Origin of the sequence: Herbaspirillum rhizosphaerae (assembly GCF_001189965.1) — a bacterium.
In the GTDB taxonomy this organism is placed as follows: Bacteria; Pseudomonadota; Gammaproteobacteria; order Burkholderiales; family Burkholderiaceae_D; genus Herbaspirillum; species Herbaspirillum rhizosphaerae.
Genome location: NZ_LFLU01000025.1, coordinates 1 through 14,399 on the forward strand (window position 1 = coordinate 1; position 14,399 = coordinate 14,399).

Consider the following 14,399-nt stretch of genomic DNA (forward strand, 5'->3'; position numbering starts at 1 on the left):
ACAGAACGCCAAGCTGGCGCTGGAGGCGGCGCATCGCGGCTATGTGATGGAGTCGGGCCTGATCACCATGACCGGCGACGCCAAGCAGATGCTTAATGATCCGCGTGTCAAGGCGGCTTATCTGGGCGAGGCATAAGAAAGCGGCGCAGGAAACCGGATGCTTCGTCATGCATGGCTGCTGCCATGACAACAATCAGTAGCATTCGGATACATCCTTTAAGGAACCATGCGTCTTGTTAAGGGCTCCATACAACGGTCCCGCTGCATTTGCAGTGCATATGTCTTCGGCAACATTGCCGTGCGGCGGGTTTCTGCATTATTGATATCGCACGGAGCCCTCCATGAATAAGAAATCCATCGTCTCCTCGGTTCTCGCACTGACGCTCGGCGTCGGCGCTTTGCCTGCTGTTTATGCTCAACAATACGGTCGCGATGACGGCCGTCCGCCGCAAGGCCATGACGATCGCCGTGGTCCGCCCGATCGCCATGATGATCGTCGTGACGACCGTCGCGGCCCTCCGGGTCATCGCGATGACCGCGGCGCCGGTCCGAATCACGCCTTCCATCGCGGCGACCGCCTGCCGCCGGAATACCGCAACCGCCAGTACGTCGTCAACAACTGGCGCGAACATCGCCTGAGCGCGCCTCCGCGCGGCTATCAATGGGTGCAGACCGGCGGCGATTATGTGCTGGTCGCGATCGGCACCGGCATCATCATGCAATTGTTGCTGGGCAACTAAGCTGATTGATTAAGCAGTCCGGCGCAATCAGCCGGACCGACTTTTCAGCGTCATCCAACACCCGTCCCGCAGCGTCCGGACGGGTGTTTGTTTATCCGGCAAAGACGAAAACGGATAAGAATATAATTCTGTAAAAATGTATTTGTCTTAATATAATTTGTAATTAATGCTGTAAATGCAGAATTAATATTGGCTCATCCCGCATAAAATCGCAGCAAGCAAAAACCGTGTTTTGCCGACTTTTCCGAGACAAACCAATATGAACAACGCCTCCCACCCGTCCAGCGCTTTTACCTTCCTTCCCGCTTTCGCCGCTTTTCATCACGAAGTGATGGCGGAGCAAACGCCCTTGCGCGCCGCAATCACCGCCGTGTACCGCCGCGACGAACGCGGCGCCGTGCAATGGCTGCTGTCGCAGGTGCAAAGCAATGCGAACTGGACCGAAGCGACGCAAAAGCTGGCGCGCACGCTGGTGCAGGCGGTGCGCACCAAGCGCACGCGCTCGTCCGGTGTGGACGCGCTGATGCACGAGTTTTCGCTGTCGTCGGAAGAGGGCGTGGCGCTGATGTGCCTGGCCGAAGCGCTGCTGCGCATTCCCGATCACCAGACCGCCGACCGCCTGATCGCCGACAAGATCAGCAAGGGCGACTGGCGCAAACATCTGGGCGAGTCGCCGTCGCTGTTCGTCAATGCGGCAACCTGGGGCTTGCTGATCACCGGCAAGCTGGTCGGCACCAATAGTGAAAGCGGCCTGGCCTCGGCGCTCACGCGCCTGATCAACAAGGGCGGCGAGCCGCTGATCCGCAAGGGCGTCGATCTCGCCATACGCATGCTGGGCAACCAGTTCGTCACCGGCCAGACCATCGCCGAAGCGCTGGCCAACAGCCGCGACAACGAAAAGCGCGGCTATCGCTACTCCTACGACATGCTCGGCGAAGCCGCGCTGACCGGGCACGACGCCGCCTTCTATTACAAATCCTACGAAGACGCGATCCACGCCATCGGCCGCGCCTCCAACGGCCGCGGCATCAAGAACGGTCCCGGCATTTCGGTCAAGCTGTCGGCGCTGCATCCGCGCTATTCGCGCGCCCAGCATGCGCGCGTGATGAACGAACTGCTGCCGCGCCTCAAGCAACTGCTAGTGCTGGCCAAGTCCTACAACATCGGCCTGAATATCGACGCCGAAGAAGCCGACCGTCTGGAGCTGTCGCTGGACCTGATGGAAGCGCTGGCCTTCGATCGCGACCTCGACGGTTTCGAAGGCATCGGCTTCGTGGTGCAGGCCTACCAGAAACGTTGTCCTTTCGTGATCGACTACCTCGCCGACCTGGCGCGTCGCAGCGGCCGCAAGCTGATGGTGCGCCTGGTCAAGGGCGCGTACTGGGACAGCGAAATCAAGCGCGCGCAAGTGGACGGCTTGTCCGGTTATCCGGTCTACACGCGCAAGGTGCACACCGATTTGTCCTACCTGACCTGCGCGCAAAAGCTGCTGGCCTCGACCGACGCCATCTACCCGCAATTCGCCACGCATAACGCGCACACGCTGTCCGCGATCTACACCTGGGCGCAGCAGCACAAGATCGACGACTATGAATTCCAATGCCTGCACGGCATGGGCGAAACCCTGTACGACCAGGTGGTCGGCGCCGATCAGCTCGGCAAGGCTTGCCGCATTTACGCGCCGGTCGGTTCGCACCAGACCTTGCTGGCCTATCTGGTGCGTCGCTTGCTGGAGAACGGCGCCAATTCGTCCTTCGTGAACCAGATCGTCGACGAAAACGTCGCCATCGACACGCTGATCACCGACCCGATCGCGGCCGTGCAAAAATCCGGCGGCGAGCCGCATCCGCAGATCGCGTTGCCGCGCAACCTGTACGGCGAAGAACGCAAGAATTCCACCGGCATCGACCTCAGCAACGAAGACAGCCTGCGCGAACTCGACCGCATCTTTGTGCATGCCTCGACGCATCAATGGCAGGCCGCGCCGTTGCTGCATGACGGCGCCAACTCTACCGGCGAGCTGCAGCAGATCTGCAATCCGGCCGACCGTCGCGATGTCGTCGGCCAGGTGGTCGAAGCCTCGCGCACCGATGTGGAAAGCGCGCTGGAAGCCGCAACCGCCTTCGCTTCGGAATGGCAATCGGTGTCGGCGTCCGACCGCGCGCAGATGCTGGAGCATGCCGCCGACCTGTTCGAAACGCATCAGCCTGAACTGATGGCGCTGGCCGTGCGCGAAGCCGGCAAGTCGCTGCCGAACGCGATTGCCGAAGTGCGCGAAGCGGTCGACTTCCTGCGCTACTACGCGCTGCAGACACGCCACGACGGCAACGCGCTGGCCTGGGGGCCGGTGGTGTGCATCAGCCCGTGGAATTTCCCGCTGGCGATTTTCATTGGCGAAGTCAGCGCCTCGCTGGCCGCCGGCAACGTCGTGCTGGCCAAGCCTGCCGAACAAACGCCGCTGATCGCGCATCGCGCGGTGCAATTGCTGCATGAAGCCGGCGTGCCGCCCGCAGCGCTGCAATTTTTGCCGGGTCGCGGCGAGACCGTCGGCGCTTTATTGACCGGCGACGCACGCGTCAAGGGCGTGATCTTCACCGGCTCGACCGAAGTCGCACAACTGATCAACCGCACGCTGGCGCAACGCATCAAGGACGAGCACGGCGACATTCCGATCATCGCCGAAACCGGCGGCCAGAACGCGCTGATCGTCGATTCCAGCGCCTTGCCGGAACAGGTGGTGCAGGATGTCCTGAGTTCGGCCTTCGACAGCGCCGGACAACGCTGCTCGGCGCTGCGCGTGCTGTGCCTGCAGGAAGACATCGCCGACAAGACCATGACCATGCTCAAGGGCGCGATGCAGGAGCTGCGCGTCGGCCGCCCGGATTGCCTGGAAACCGACATCGGCCCCGTCATCGACAGCGAAGCGCGCACGCAATTGCTGGCGCACATCGAACAGATGAAACAAAACTGCAAGGTCTATCAGCTGCCGCTGGATGAACGTCACGAGCAAGGCACTTTCGTCGCGCCGACCGTGATCGAGATCGACTCCATCGCCCAGCTCAAGCGCGAAGTCTTCGGCCCCGTGCTGCATGTGCTGCGCTATCGCCGCGACCAGTTGCCGCAACTGATCGACACCATCAACGCCAGCGGCTACGGCCTGACCCTGGGCGTGCATTCACGCATCGATGAAACCATCGACTTCGTTGCGCAGCGCGCACACGTCGGCAACATTTACGTCAACCGCAACATCGTCGGCGCCGTGGTCGGCGTCCAGCCTTTCGGCGGCGAAGGCAAGTCGGGCACCGGTCCCAAGGCCGGCGGTCCGCTGTATCTGAAGCGCCTGCAGCGCCATGCCGAAGTCAAACTGTTCAGCGATGACAAGGCCGCCGCGTCGGCGCCCTTGAAAGCATTGCTGGAATGGGCCGCAACGCATGGCCATGCCAAGCTGGCGCAGCTGGGTGCCGCCTACGTGCAGGAAAGCCTGCTCTACAAGACGCTGACCTTGCCCGGTCCGACCGGCGAACGCAACACGTTGTCGTTCGCGCCGCGCGGCAAGATCCTGTGCGCCGCCGACGACGTATCGGCCTTGCTCAATCAATTGGCGGCGGTGCTGGCAACCGGCAACACGGCGGTGGTGCCGGCCATGCAAAGCAAGCTGATTCCCGCCGGTCTGCCGCAAGTGGTGCATCAGGCGATCGACGTCAGCGGCGATATCGCGGCGGCGGATCTGCATTTGGCGCTGGTCGATGCGCCGGTCATCACGCAATGGCGCAATGTGCTGGCGGCACGCGACGGCGCCCTGGTGCCGCTGGTGCCGACGTCGGAAGATGCTCCGATTGATTTGTGGCGCCTGGTGGCCGAGCGTGCACTGTGCGTCAACACGACGGCGGCGGGCGGCAATGCGAGCCTGATGACTTTGTCGGTGTAAATTTGTAAAGAACTTGTCGTCCTGACGAAAGTCAGGACCCAGCGCCGTGATTGCGGTCGGTTACAGCAATTGCCGCCAATACGACACTGGGTCCCAGCGTGCGCTGGGACGACGGCTTTTTTGCATTTGTTGTCCTTGCTCCCTGTCCCTTCTTAAAGCAGATAGGTGTAGACAGATTGTCATCTGTCCATGTCCGGCTCTCCCTCCATTCTGCCTCGCCCAGCCCCGGCGGCGTAAAATAACGCTTCTGTACCGGGCGCGCCGGCGCATCTTGCGATCTCCTTGCAATCCACGCAGCCGACCCCATTTCACCAGAACAAGCAAAGCAACATCTTGCGGAACACATTCATTGAGGCATTAGCATGGAACAATTTCACGGCACGACCATTCTCTCCGTCCGGCGCGGCAACACCGTGGCGCTCGGCGGCGACGGCCAGGTGACGCTCGGCAACGTGGTCATGAAGGGCACTGCGCGCAAGGTGCGCAAGCTCTACAACGGCAAGGTCCTGGTCGGTTTTGCCGGCGGCACGGCCGATGCGTTTACGCTGCTCGACCTGTTTGAATCCAAGCTGGAAAAGCACCAGGGCAATCTCATGCGCGCCTCGGTCGAACTGGCCAAGGAATGGCGCACCGACCGCATGCTGCGCCGCCTTGAAGCCATGCTGCTGACCGCCGACCGCGACAGCACGCTGGTGATCACCGGCAACGGCGACGTGCTGGAGCCGACCGACGGCATCGGCGCGATCGGTTCGGGCGGCACCTTCGCCCAATCGGCGGCCAAGGCGCTGCAAGAAAATACCGAGCTGTCGCCCGCCGACATCGTCAAGAAATCGCTGGTGATTGCAGGCGAGCTCTGCATCTATACCAATCTAAACCACATCATCGAGACCCTGGACTAACCTGTCCACGATCTTACTGCGAGGCCGTGATCCGGCGTCGGGCGGTGCTCGGAATCCTCATGTACTAAAGTACACTCCAAGGACTATGCAACTGAGCTCCGCTCCGTCCGCCACCGGCTGACGACCTCTCGCTACAGATCGTGAACAGGTTTCAGGTCTTTTTGAACCATACAGAGCAAAGCACACACCATGAACATGACTCCCAAAGAGATCGTTTCCGAACTGGATAAACACGTCGTCGGCCAGGGTCGCGCCAAGCGCGCCGTCGCCATTGCGCTGCGCAACCGCTGGCGTCGCCAGCAGGTAGCCGAGCCGCTGCGCCACGAGATTACGCCGAAGAACATCCTGATGATCGGCCCCACCGGCGTCGGCAAGACCGAAATCGCCCGGCGCCTGGCCAAATTGGCCGACGCGCCCTTCATCAAGATCGAAGCCACCAAGTTCACCGAAGTCGGCTACGTCGGCCGCGACGTCGACACCATCATCCGGGACCTGATCGACATCGGCATCAAGCAAACGCGCGAAGGCGAAGTACGCAAGGTGCGTGCGCGCGCCGAAGACGCCGCCGAAGACCGCGTGCTCGACATCCTGCTGCCGCCGGCGCGCGATTTCGGCTTCACGCCGGAAGGCAACAAGAATGCCGCCGCATCGGGTGACGGCGTGGAAGAAAAGGGCAGCACCACGCGCCAGACCTTCCGCAAGCGTCTGCGCGAAGGCGCGCTCGACGACCGCGAGATCGAGATCGAGTTGTCCGACGCCGCGCCGTCGATGGAAATCATGGCGCCTCCCGGCATGGAAGAAATGACCGAACAGATCAAGTCGATGTTTTCCGGCATGGGCAACAACCGCAAGAAAACGCGCAAGATCAAGATCAAGGAAGCCATGAAGTTCCTGATCGAAGAAGAAGCCGGCAAGCTGGTCAATGAAGAAGAGTTGAAGCAGAAGGCCATCGCCAACGTCGAGCAAAACGGCATAGTCTTCCTCGACGAGATCGACAAGATCGCCACGCGCTCGCAAGGCAGCGCCGACGTCTCGCGCGCCGGCGTGCAGCGCGACCTGCTGCCGCTGGTGGAAGGCACGACCGTCAACACCAAGTACGGCATGATCAAGACCGACCACATCCTGTTCATCGCTTCGGGCGCTTTCCATCTGGCCAAGCCATCCGATCTGATTCCGGAATTGCAGGGCCGTTTTCCGATCCGCGTCGAACTGGATTCCTTGTCGATCGACGATTTCAAAACCATCCTGACCGGCACCGACGCCTGCCTGACCAAGCAATACCAGGCGCTGCTCGAGACCGAAGGCGTCAAGGTGGAGTTCGACGACAGCGGCATCCAGCAACTGGCGGAGATCGCGTTTTCGGTCAATGAAAAGACGGAGAACATCGGCGCGCGCCGTCTCTACACCGTGATGGAAAAACTGCTGGAAGAGATCTCGTTCTCGGCCGGCGAAACCGGTGAACAGACCATCGCCATCGATGCCGCCTACGTCAAGGATCGCCTGGGCGAACTGGCAGTCAACGAAGACCTGTCGCGCTACGTGCTGTAAGCGTCACGGGACAGAATCGTAGAGAAGGAGAGCGCAGTCATGGCAAACAAGGCATTGGCAACGAGGCAGAAGATGAGCTTTCGCGTTGAGCCTTCGCAAAAGCTTGCCAAGCCGCGCAATCCGTTCGCGGTCGCCGCCAAGCAGCGCGCCGCCGGTCCGCATCGCAAGACGGCGTCGGCGCTGCGGCAGTCGGCCCGACTGGAAGTGAAGAAAAAACTGGACGAGCCGGAGCAGGAGTAAAGCTTCTGCCTTCAACGACGAGTTGCAATGAAAAAAGCCACGGATTTCCGTGGCTTTTTTTTGTCCGGGGCAGCATGCAGATCAGCAACTGCGCAACTCCAAAATCAATGCTTGCTGCGGATCACGCCCGGATTGTCGTCGCCTTCATCGGGGCCGTGGGCGCCGAATGAAAACACATCGAAGGCGTCGCCTTCACCGCTGAGGCGGTATTGATAGGGATGGCCCCAGGGGTCGCGCGGCAGGCGGTCGATGTAGCCGCCGGTTTTCCAGTCTTTCGGGATCGGCGCGCGGGTCGGTTTTACGATCAGCGCCAGCAGGCCTTGTTCGGTGGTCGGATAAGCGCCGGTGTCTTGCTTGTAGAGTTGCAGCGCCTTGTCGATTTCGCCGAGCTCCTGTTCAGCAGTGACGACTTCCGGATTGTGCGCATGATTGACTGCGGTCATCAGACGGGGGACGGCCACGATGGCAATCACGGCGATAACGGCAATGGCTGCCAGCAGTTGGAATTTCGTCAAACCGCGCTGCAGCGCATAAAAACGTGTAAGAGAAACGGGTCGCGTGACAATGCGGCGCATCGGACTTTCTTTCCAGTAAAGCGAGATGCGAGAGTATAAGGCCGAAGCGCCGCCAATGGTATGGCGGCGTCCGGATTTGCCTGCAATTTATTATCAGGAAAACATTCAATCTGCGTTCAGGTTGCCAGCACCAGTTCGACCTCGTTTTCCCGCAGCAATCCGGCCAGTTCGGGCGGCGGCGGGGCGTCGGTGAACAGCACGTCGATTTGCGACAGGTGCGCCATTTTCACCAGGGCCTGGCGCCCGAATTTGCTGGAGTCGGCGACCAGCCAGACTTGCCGCGATTGTTCGATGATGGTTTGCGCCACCTTGACTTCGCGCGCATCGAAGTCGCGTAGCACGCCGTCGAACTCGATGCTTGAAATGCCGATGATGCCGATGTCGACCTTGAACTGGCGGATGAAGTCGATGGTTGCCTCGCCGACAATGCCGCGATCGCGCGCGCGCACCACGCCGCCGGCGACGATGACTTCCGAGGCGGTATTGCTGGCCAGCATGCTGGCGACGTTCAGGTTATTGGTGACCACGTGCAGATTGCTGTGCTGATGCAGTGCGCGCGCCACTTCTTCGGTGGTGGTGCCCAGGTTCAGGATCAGCGAACAACCGTCCGGCACGCGCGCCGCCACCGCCTTGCCGATGCGCCGCTTGGCGTCGGCGTTCATCACCTGGCGCTGCGGATAGGCGATGTTCTCGGTCGAAGAGAGCAGGCCGACGCCGCCGTGGTAGCGCGCCAGCAACTTGGCATCCACCATCGCCTTGACGTCGCGGCGCACGGTCTGCGTCGTTACGTCGAGCTGTTGCGCCAGTTCTTCAACGGAAATCGTAATGTGCTTGCGCACGCAGTCCAGCAAGGTTTGTTGCCGCGGATTAAGCATCATGGGAATTGGTTAATGATCATATGAACATTAAAAAACATAATCGAATTGAAAACAACAAAATAATTGTTGATTTGTTTTCACGTTGTCGCGTATCGTAGCCAAAAAATACAATACGGCAAATAAAAAATCCGGAGACAAGTTGAACACACTACTTGAATGTGATCTTCTGGTGGTCGGCGGCGGCATCAACGGCGCCGGCATCGCCCGCGACGCGGTCGGCCGCGGCCTGCGCGTGATCCTGTGCGAGCAGCACGACCTGGCGCAGCACACGTCTTCGGCCAGCACCAAGCTGATTCACGGCGGCTTGCGCTATCTTGAGTATTACGAATTCAAACTGGTGCGCAAGGCCTTGCAGGAGCGCGAAGTGCTGCTGCGCGCGGCGCCGCACATCATCTGGCCGCTGCGCTTCGTCATGCCGCATGACGCCGGCCAGCGTCCGGCCTGGCTGATCCGCGCCGGGTTGCTGATGTACGACTATCTCGCCAAACGCGAAATCCTGCCGGCCTCGCAGGGACTCAAACTCAACGAACATGTCGCCGGCAAACCGCTCAAGGGCAACTACCGCCGCGGCTTCGTCTATTCCGACGGCTGGGTCGACGATGCGCGCCTGGTGGCGCTCAATGCGCTCGACGCCAGCGAGCGCGGCGCCCGCATCCTGACCCGCACCAAATGCGTGGAGGCGCGTCGCGAAGGGGACATCTGGCACGCCGCGCTGGAGAACGAACAGGATGGCCGTATTCAGGTGCGCGCACGCGCCATCGTCAATGCCGCCGGTCCGTGGACTGCGCAGTTCGCAGACGCGGTGCCGGGCGCCACCAAGAGCTACGGCCTGCGCCTGATCAAGGGTAGCCATATCGTCGTCAAGCGCCTGTTCGAACATCCTTACGCCTACATTTTTCAGAACCCGGACAAGCGCATCATTTTCGCGATTCCGTATCAGGACGACTTCACGCTGATCGGCACCACCGATCTGGAATACACCGGCGACGCCGGCAAGGTCGAGATCAGCACGGATGAAATCGCGTATCTGTGCGACATGGCCAACCGTTATTTCACCCGCCAGATTTCTGCGCAAGAGGTGGTGTGGACCTATTCCGGCGTGCGTCCGCTGTTGGACGACAACTCGGCCAATGCTTCCGCCGTGACGCGCGACTATCTGCTCGAATGTAACGACAGCGGCGCGCCCATGCTCAACGTCTGGGGCGGCAAAATCACCACCTATCGCAAGCTCGCCGAAGAAGCGCTGGCCATCCTGTCGCCGCGGCTGGGACTCAAGGCGGCGTCCTGGACGGCCAATGCGCCCTTGCCCGGCGGCGATCTGGAACAGCCGGAAAAACTGGTCCGGCGCTACGACTTCGCGCGCTTCCTGGCGGGCTTTAGCGAACGCCATCCGTGGTTGCCGCCGGCGCTGGCGCAGCGTTATGCGCGCAGCTACGGCAGCCGTGCCGAACGTCTGCTCAAGGGCGCCGCCGGCCTCGCCGATCTCGGCGAAGAGCTGGCGCCGGGGCTTTATGAAGTGGAAGCGCGCTATCTGCTCGGCGTCGAATGGGCGCGCAGCGCGGAAGATATTTTGTGGCGCCGGAGCAAACTGGGCCTGTACTGCCAGCCGCAGCACGTGGCGCGCCTGCAGCAATGGCTGAAAGAGCAGACATTACCCGGCACACAGCAGTAACAGAACAGCAAAAAACAGAACAGCAGCAAGGAGACAGCGTGACCCTGGAATTAAAACAAGTGACCAAGACGGTCGGTGCGGAAACGCACCTGTACCCGCTTGATCTGAAACTGGCGGCGGGCGGCATCAACGTCTTGCTGGGCCCGACCCAGGCCGGCAAGACTTCGCTCATGCGCATCATTGCCGGACTGGACAAGCCCGGCAGCGGCAGCGTTCTGGTTGACGGCAAGGACGTCACCGGCGTCGGCGTGCGCGAGCGCAACCTGGCCATGGTGTACCAGCAATTCATCAATTATCCGGGGCTGAGCGTGTACGAAAATATCGCTTCGCCCCTGCGCCTGAAAAAATTGCCGCAGCAGGAAATCCATCAGCGCGTCACTGAGATCGCCGAGAAGCTGCACATCGCGCACCTGCTGCAACGCTTGCCGGGCGAACTGTCCGGGGGCCAGCAGCAGCGCACCGCGCTGGCGCGCGCGCTGATCAAGCGCGCGCCGCTGGTGTTGCTGGACGAACCGCTGGTCAATCTGGACTACAAGCTGCGCGAAGAACTGCGCTCGGAACTGATTTCCCTGTTCACCAACGGCGACACCACCGTGGTCTACGCCACCACCGAACCGCAGGAGGCCCTGCTGCTCGGCGGCCATACCGCCGTGATGCACGCCGGCCGCTTGTTGCAGTTCGGGCCGACGCTGCAATTGTTCAACGCACCAGCGTCGACGCAGGTCGCTTCCATCTTCAACGATCCGCCGATGAACATGCTGGCGGCGACTGCCATCGACAATGCCAGTGTGAAGCTTGACGACGGCAGCGTGCTGACGGTGGCCGGCCGTAATTTGACGCTGACGGCCGGCCAGCGTTGCCAGGTCGGCGTGCGCTGCAACGACGTGCGCCTGCAAGCGCTCGCGGGCGCCGGCGTCACGCTCGCCTGCACCGTCGGGCTGGCCGAGCTGAGCGGTTCCGAAACCTATCTGCACCTGCGCCATGGCGGCGATGCGCTGGTGGCGCAACTGCCCGGCGTGCATGCGCTCGAGATCGGCAGCGCGGTGCAGGCCAACATCAATGCCGCACAGATTTTTCTGTTCGATACCGAGGGCCGCCTGCTGAGCGCCCCTCAGGGAGACTGACATGGCACGCATTGAATTCCGCAATCTCGGCCACGCCTACGGTCCCAATCCGGCGTCGCTGCAGGACTACGCTTTGCAGCCGATGAACATGGTGTGGGAAGACGGCGGCGCCTACGCCTTGCTGGGGCCGTCCGGCTGCGGCAAGTCGACGCTGCTCAACATCATTTCCGGCTTGCTGGTGCCGTCCGAAGGACAGGTGCTGTTCGACGGCAAGGACATGACGCACATGCCCACGCGCGAGCGCAACATCGCGCAGGTGTTCCAGTTCCCGGTGCTGTACGACACCATGAGCGTGTTCGACAATCTGGCGTTCCCGCTGCGCAATCGCAAAGTGGCAGAGAGCGAAGTGCGCGCGCGCGTGCATGAAATTGCCGAGATCCTGGAGCTGACGCGCGACCTCAAGCAGCGCGCCAGCGGCTTGTCGGCCGACGCCAAGCAAAAGATTTCGCTGGGACGCGGACTGGTGCGCAAGGACGTCGCCGCGATCCTGTTCGACGAGCCGCTGACGGTGATCGATCCGCACATGAAATGGCAATTGCGGCAGAAGCTCAAGCAGATCCACCACCAGCTCAAGCTGACCCTGATCTACGTCACCCACGACCAGGTGGAGGCGCTGACCTTCGCCGACGAAGTGGTGGTCATGACCAACGGCAAGGTGGTGCAGCAGGGCAAGCCGGAAGCTTTGTTCGTGCGTCCCGATCATACCTTCGTCGGCTATTTCATCGGCAGCCCCGGCATGAATTTTTATCCGCTGCAGATCGATGGCGACGCCGTCGTGATCGGGCAGCAGCGCGTGGATATCGATGCCGGGCAATTGCAGGCGCTCAAGAACGCCAACGGCGAACTCAAGCTCGGCATCCGGCCGGAATTCGTGGAGCTGACCACGGCCGGTGCGCCCGGCGCGGTCAGCGCCAAGGTCGTGCAGGTCCAGCATCTCGGCACCAGCCAGCTGCTCACCGCGGAATTCGGCGGCCAGATCGTCAAGGCCAGGCTCGACGCCTCGGCCAGGCTGGATGGCGGCCAGCAATGGCTGCGGCTGGCGAAAGCCGAGACGATCTTCTTCAGCAATGACGAAAGGATAGGGCGATAGGTCATGAACAAGCCATACAACAACAAGGCCTGGTTTTTCATCCTGCCGGTGTTCCTGACGGTCGCGTTCTCCGCGATCATCCCGCTGATGACGGTGGTCAATTATTCGGTGCAGGACATCATCAGTCCCGAGCAGAGCGTGTTCGTCGGCCTCGAATGGTTCCGCGCCGTGATGCGCGACAGCGAGTTGCATTCGGCATTGCTGCGCCAGCTGATCTTCTCGTTCTGCGTGCTGCTGGTGCAGATCCCGCTAGGCATAGCCCTGGCGCTGTCGATGCCGGCGCAGGGTTGGAAGTCGTCGGCGGCGCTGGTGATCCTGGCCATGCCGCTGCTGATCCCGTGGAACGTGGTCGGCACCATCTGGCAGATTTTCGGCCGCGCCGATATCGGCCTGGGGGGCTATGTGCTGAGCCGTCTCGGCATGGATTACAACTACGCCTCCAATTCGCTCGACGCATGGATCACCGTGCTGGTGATGGATGTCTGGCACTGGACGCCGCTGGTGGCCTTGTTGGCCTTCGCCGGCTTGCGCTCGATTCCCGACGCCTACTATCAGGCCGCGCAGATCGACGGCGCCAGCCGCTGGGCGGTGTTCCGTTTCATCCAGTTACCCAAGATGCGCGGCGTGCTGGTGATCGCGGTGCTGTTGCGCTTCATGGACAGCTTCATGATTTACACCGAACCCTTCGTACTCACCGGCGGCGGTCCGGGCAACTCGACCACTTTCCTGAGCCAGTACCTGACGCAAAAGGCGGTCGGCCAGTTCGATTTGGGACCTGCCGCGGCGTTCTCGCTGATTTATTTCCTGATCATCCTGCTGCTGTCCTTCATCTTGTACAACTGGATGCAGAGTGCCGGCAATGGTGGACAGAACACCGGAGCCAATCATGAATAAAAACAAGCAAAGCAACTGGCCGCGCGTGCTGACGCTGGCGCTGTACATCGCCTTCACGCTGATCCCGCTGTACTGGCTGTTCAACACCTCGCTCAAGACCAACGAAGAAACGCTGGCGGTCTTCACGCTATGGCCGAACCAGCCGACGCTGGACAACTACAAGGTCATCTTCACCGACGCTTCGTGGTATTCCGGCTATATCAATTCCATCATCTACGTCGCCATCAACACGGTGCTGTCGCTGCTGGTGGCGCTGCCGGCGGCCTATGCGTTTTCGCGCTACCGCTTCCTCGGCGACAAGCACATGTTCTTCTGGCTGCTGACCAACCGCATGACGCCGCCGGCGGTGTTCCTGCTGCCGTTCTTCCAGCTGTACTCGACGGTCGGGCTGATGGATACGCACATCGCCGTGGCGCTGGCGCACATGTTGTTCAACGTGCCGCTGGCGGTGTGGATTCTGGAAGGCTTCATGTCGGGCGTGCCGCGCGAGATCGACGAGACCGCCTACATCGACGGTTTTTCGTTCCCGCGTTTCTTCCTCCGTATCTTCCTGCCGCTGATCAAGTCGGGCGTCGGCGTGACGGCGTTCTTCTGCTTCATGTTCAGCTGGGTCGAGCTGCTGCTGGCGCGCACGCTGACCTCGGTCAACGCCAAGCCGATCAGCGCCATCATGACGCGCACCGCGTCGGCGGCCGGCATGGACTGGGGCATCCTGGCCGCGGCCGGGGTGTTGACGATTATTCCGGGAGCGCTGGTGATCTGGTTCGTTCGCAACCATATCGCCAAGGGCTTCGCGATGGGGAGGGTGTGA

General features: G+C 61.4%; 12 protein-coding genes and 1 pseudogene. 11 read left to right on the plus strand and 2 right to left on the minus strand.

Translation table 11 applies throughout. The features are described 5' to 3' along the window. The 6 genes and pseudogenes from AKL25_RS22430 to AKL25_RS22455 form a co-directional block, all read left to right on the plus strand. Positions 1 to 136 (plus strand): annotated as a pseudogene (locus AKL25_RS22430) (ABC transporter ATP-binding protein); the annotation flags it as partial. Between the two features lie 205 nt (positions 137 to 341). Continuing rightward, on the plus strand, positions 342 to 740 hold the full coding sequence (locus AKL25_RS22435) for an RcnB family protein (RefSeq protein WP_050479928.1): 399 nt from the start codon (positions 342 to 344) through the stop codon (positions 738 to 740). A 259-nt stretch (positions 741 to 999) separates the two neighbouring features. Then, on the plus strand, positions 1,000 to 4,668 hold the full coding sequence (gene putA, locus AKL25_RS22440) for a trifunctional transcriptional regulator/proline dehydrogenase/L-glutamate gamma-semialdehyde dehydrogenase (protein ID WP_050479929.1): 3,669 nt from the start codon (positions 1,000 to 1,002) through the stop codon (positions 4,666 to 4,668). A gap of 362 nt (positions 4,669 to 5,030) precedes the next feature. Continuing rightward, positions 5,031 to 5,567: an ATP-dependent protease subunit HslV gene (hslV, locus tag AKL25_RS22445; protein WP_007878415.1), complete on the plus strand. Its 537-nt coding sequence runs from the start codon at positions 5,031 to 5,033 to the stop codon at positions 5,565 to 5,567. Positions 5,568 to 5,756: 189 nt separating this feature from the next. Further along, positions 5,757 to 7,115: an ATP-dependent protease ATPase subunit HslU gene (gene hslU, locus AKL25_RS22450; RefSeq protein WP_050479930.1), complete on the plus strand. Its 1,359-nt coding sequence runs from the start codon at positions 5,757 to 5,759 to the stop codon at positions 7,113 to 7,115. Between the two features lie 39 nt (positions 7,116 to 7,154). Then, on the plus strand, positions 7,155 to 7,355 hold the full coding sequence (locus tag AKL25_RS22455; protein ID WP_050479931.1) for a hypothetical protein: 201 nt from the start codon (positions 7,155 to 7,157) through the stop codon (positions 7,353 to 7,355). A 104-nt stretch (positions 7,356 to 7,459) separates the two neighbouring features. Here the strand turns inward: AKL25_RS22455 and gspG are convergent, their stop codons facing one another. Then, entirely contained in the window at positions 7,460 to 7,870 is a 411-nt protein-coding gene (gspG, locus tag AKL25_RS22460; RefSeq protein WP_240475838.1) for a type II secretion system major pseudopilin GspG, read from the minus strand. 176 nt (positions 7,871 to 8,046) lie between these two features. After that, entirely contained in the window at positions 8,047 to 8,805 is a 759-nt protein-coding gene (locus tag AKL25_RS22465; RefSeq protein ID WP_050479963.1) for a DeoR/GlpR family DNA-binding transcription regulator, read from the minus strand. 142 nt (positions 8,806 to 8,947) lie between these two features. Between AKL25_RS22465 and glpD the strand changes: the two genes are divergently transcribed. Genes glpD through AKL25_RS22490 form a run of 5 tightly spaced genes read left to right on the plus strand, consistent with a single transcriptional unit; the run spans position 8,948 to position 14,399 of the window. Beyond that, on the plus strand, positions 8,948 to 10,480 hold the full coding sequence (glpD, locus tag AKL25_RS22470; RefSeq protein ID WP_050479964.1) for a glycerol-3-phosphate dehydrogenase: 1,533 nt from the start codon (positions 8,948 to 8,950) through the stop codon (positions 10,478 to 10,480). A 38-nt stretch (positions 10,481 to 10,518) separates the two neighbouring features. Next, on the plus strand, positions 10,519 to 11,604 hold the full coding sequence (locus tag AKL25_RS22475; RefSeq protein WP_050479933.1) for an ABC transporter ATP-binding protein: 1,086 nt from the start codon (positions 10,519 to 10,521) through the stop codon (positions 11,602 to 11,604). Between the two features lies 1 nt (position 11,605). Continuing rightward, entirely contained in the window at positions 11,606 to 12,694 is a 1,089-nt protein-coding gene (locus tag AKL25_RS22480) for an ABC transporter ATP-binding protein (RefSeq protein ID WP_050479934.1), read from the plus strand. Between the two features lie 3 nt (positions 12,695 to 12,697). After that, a complete protein-coding gene (locus AKL25_RS22485; protein ID WP_050479935.1) occupies positions 12,698 to 13,588 on the plus strand; it encodes a carbohydrate ABC transporter permease in 891 nt (296 codons plus the stop codon). Next, the gene (locus AKL25_RS22490; RefSeq protein WP_050479936.1) at positions 13,581 to 14,399 is read left to right on the plus strand and encodes a carbohydrate ABC transporter permease; all 819 of its coding nucleotides are present in this window, start codon (positions 13,581 to 13,583) and stop codon (positions 14,397 to 14,399) included. The genes AKL25_RS22485 and AKL25_RS22490 overlap by 8 nt, the downstream gene beginning before the upstream one ends.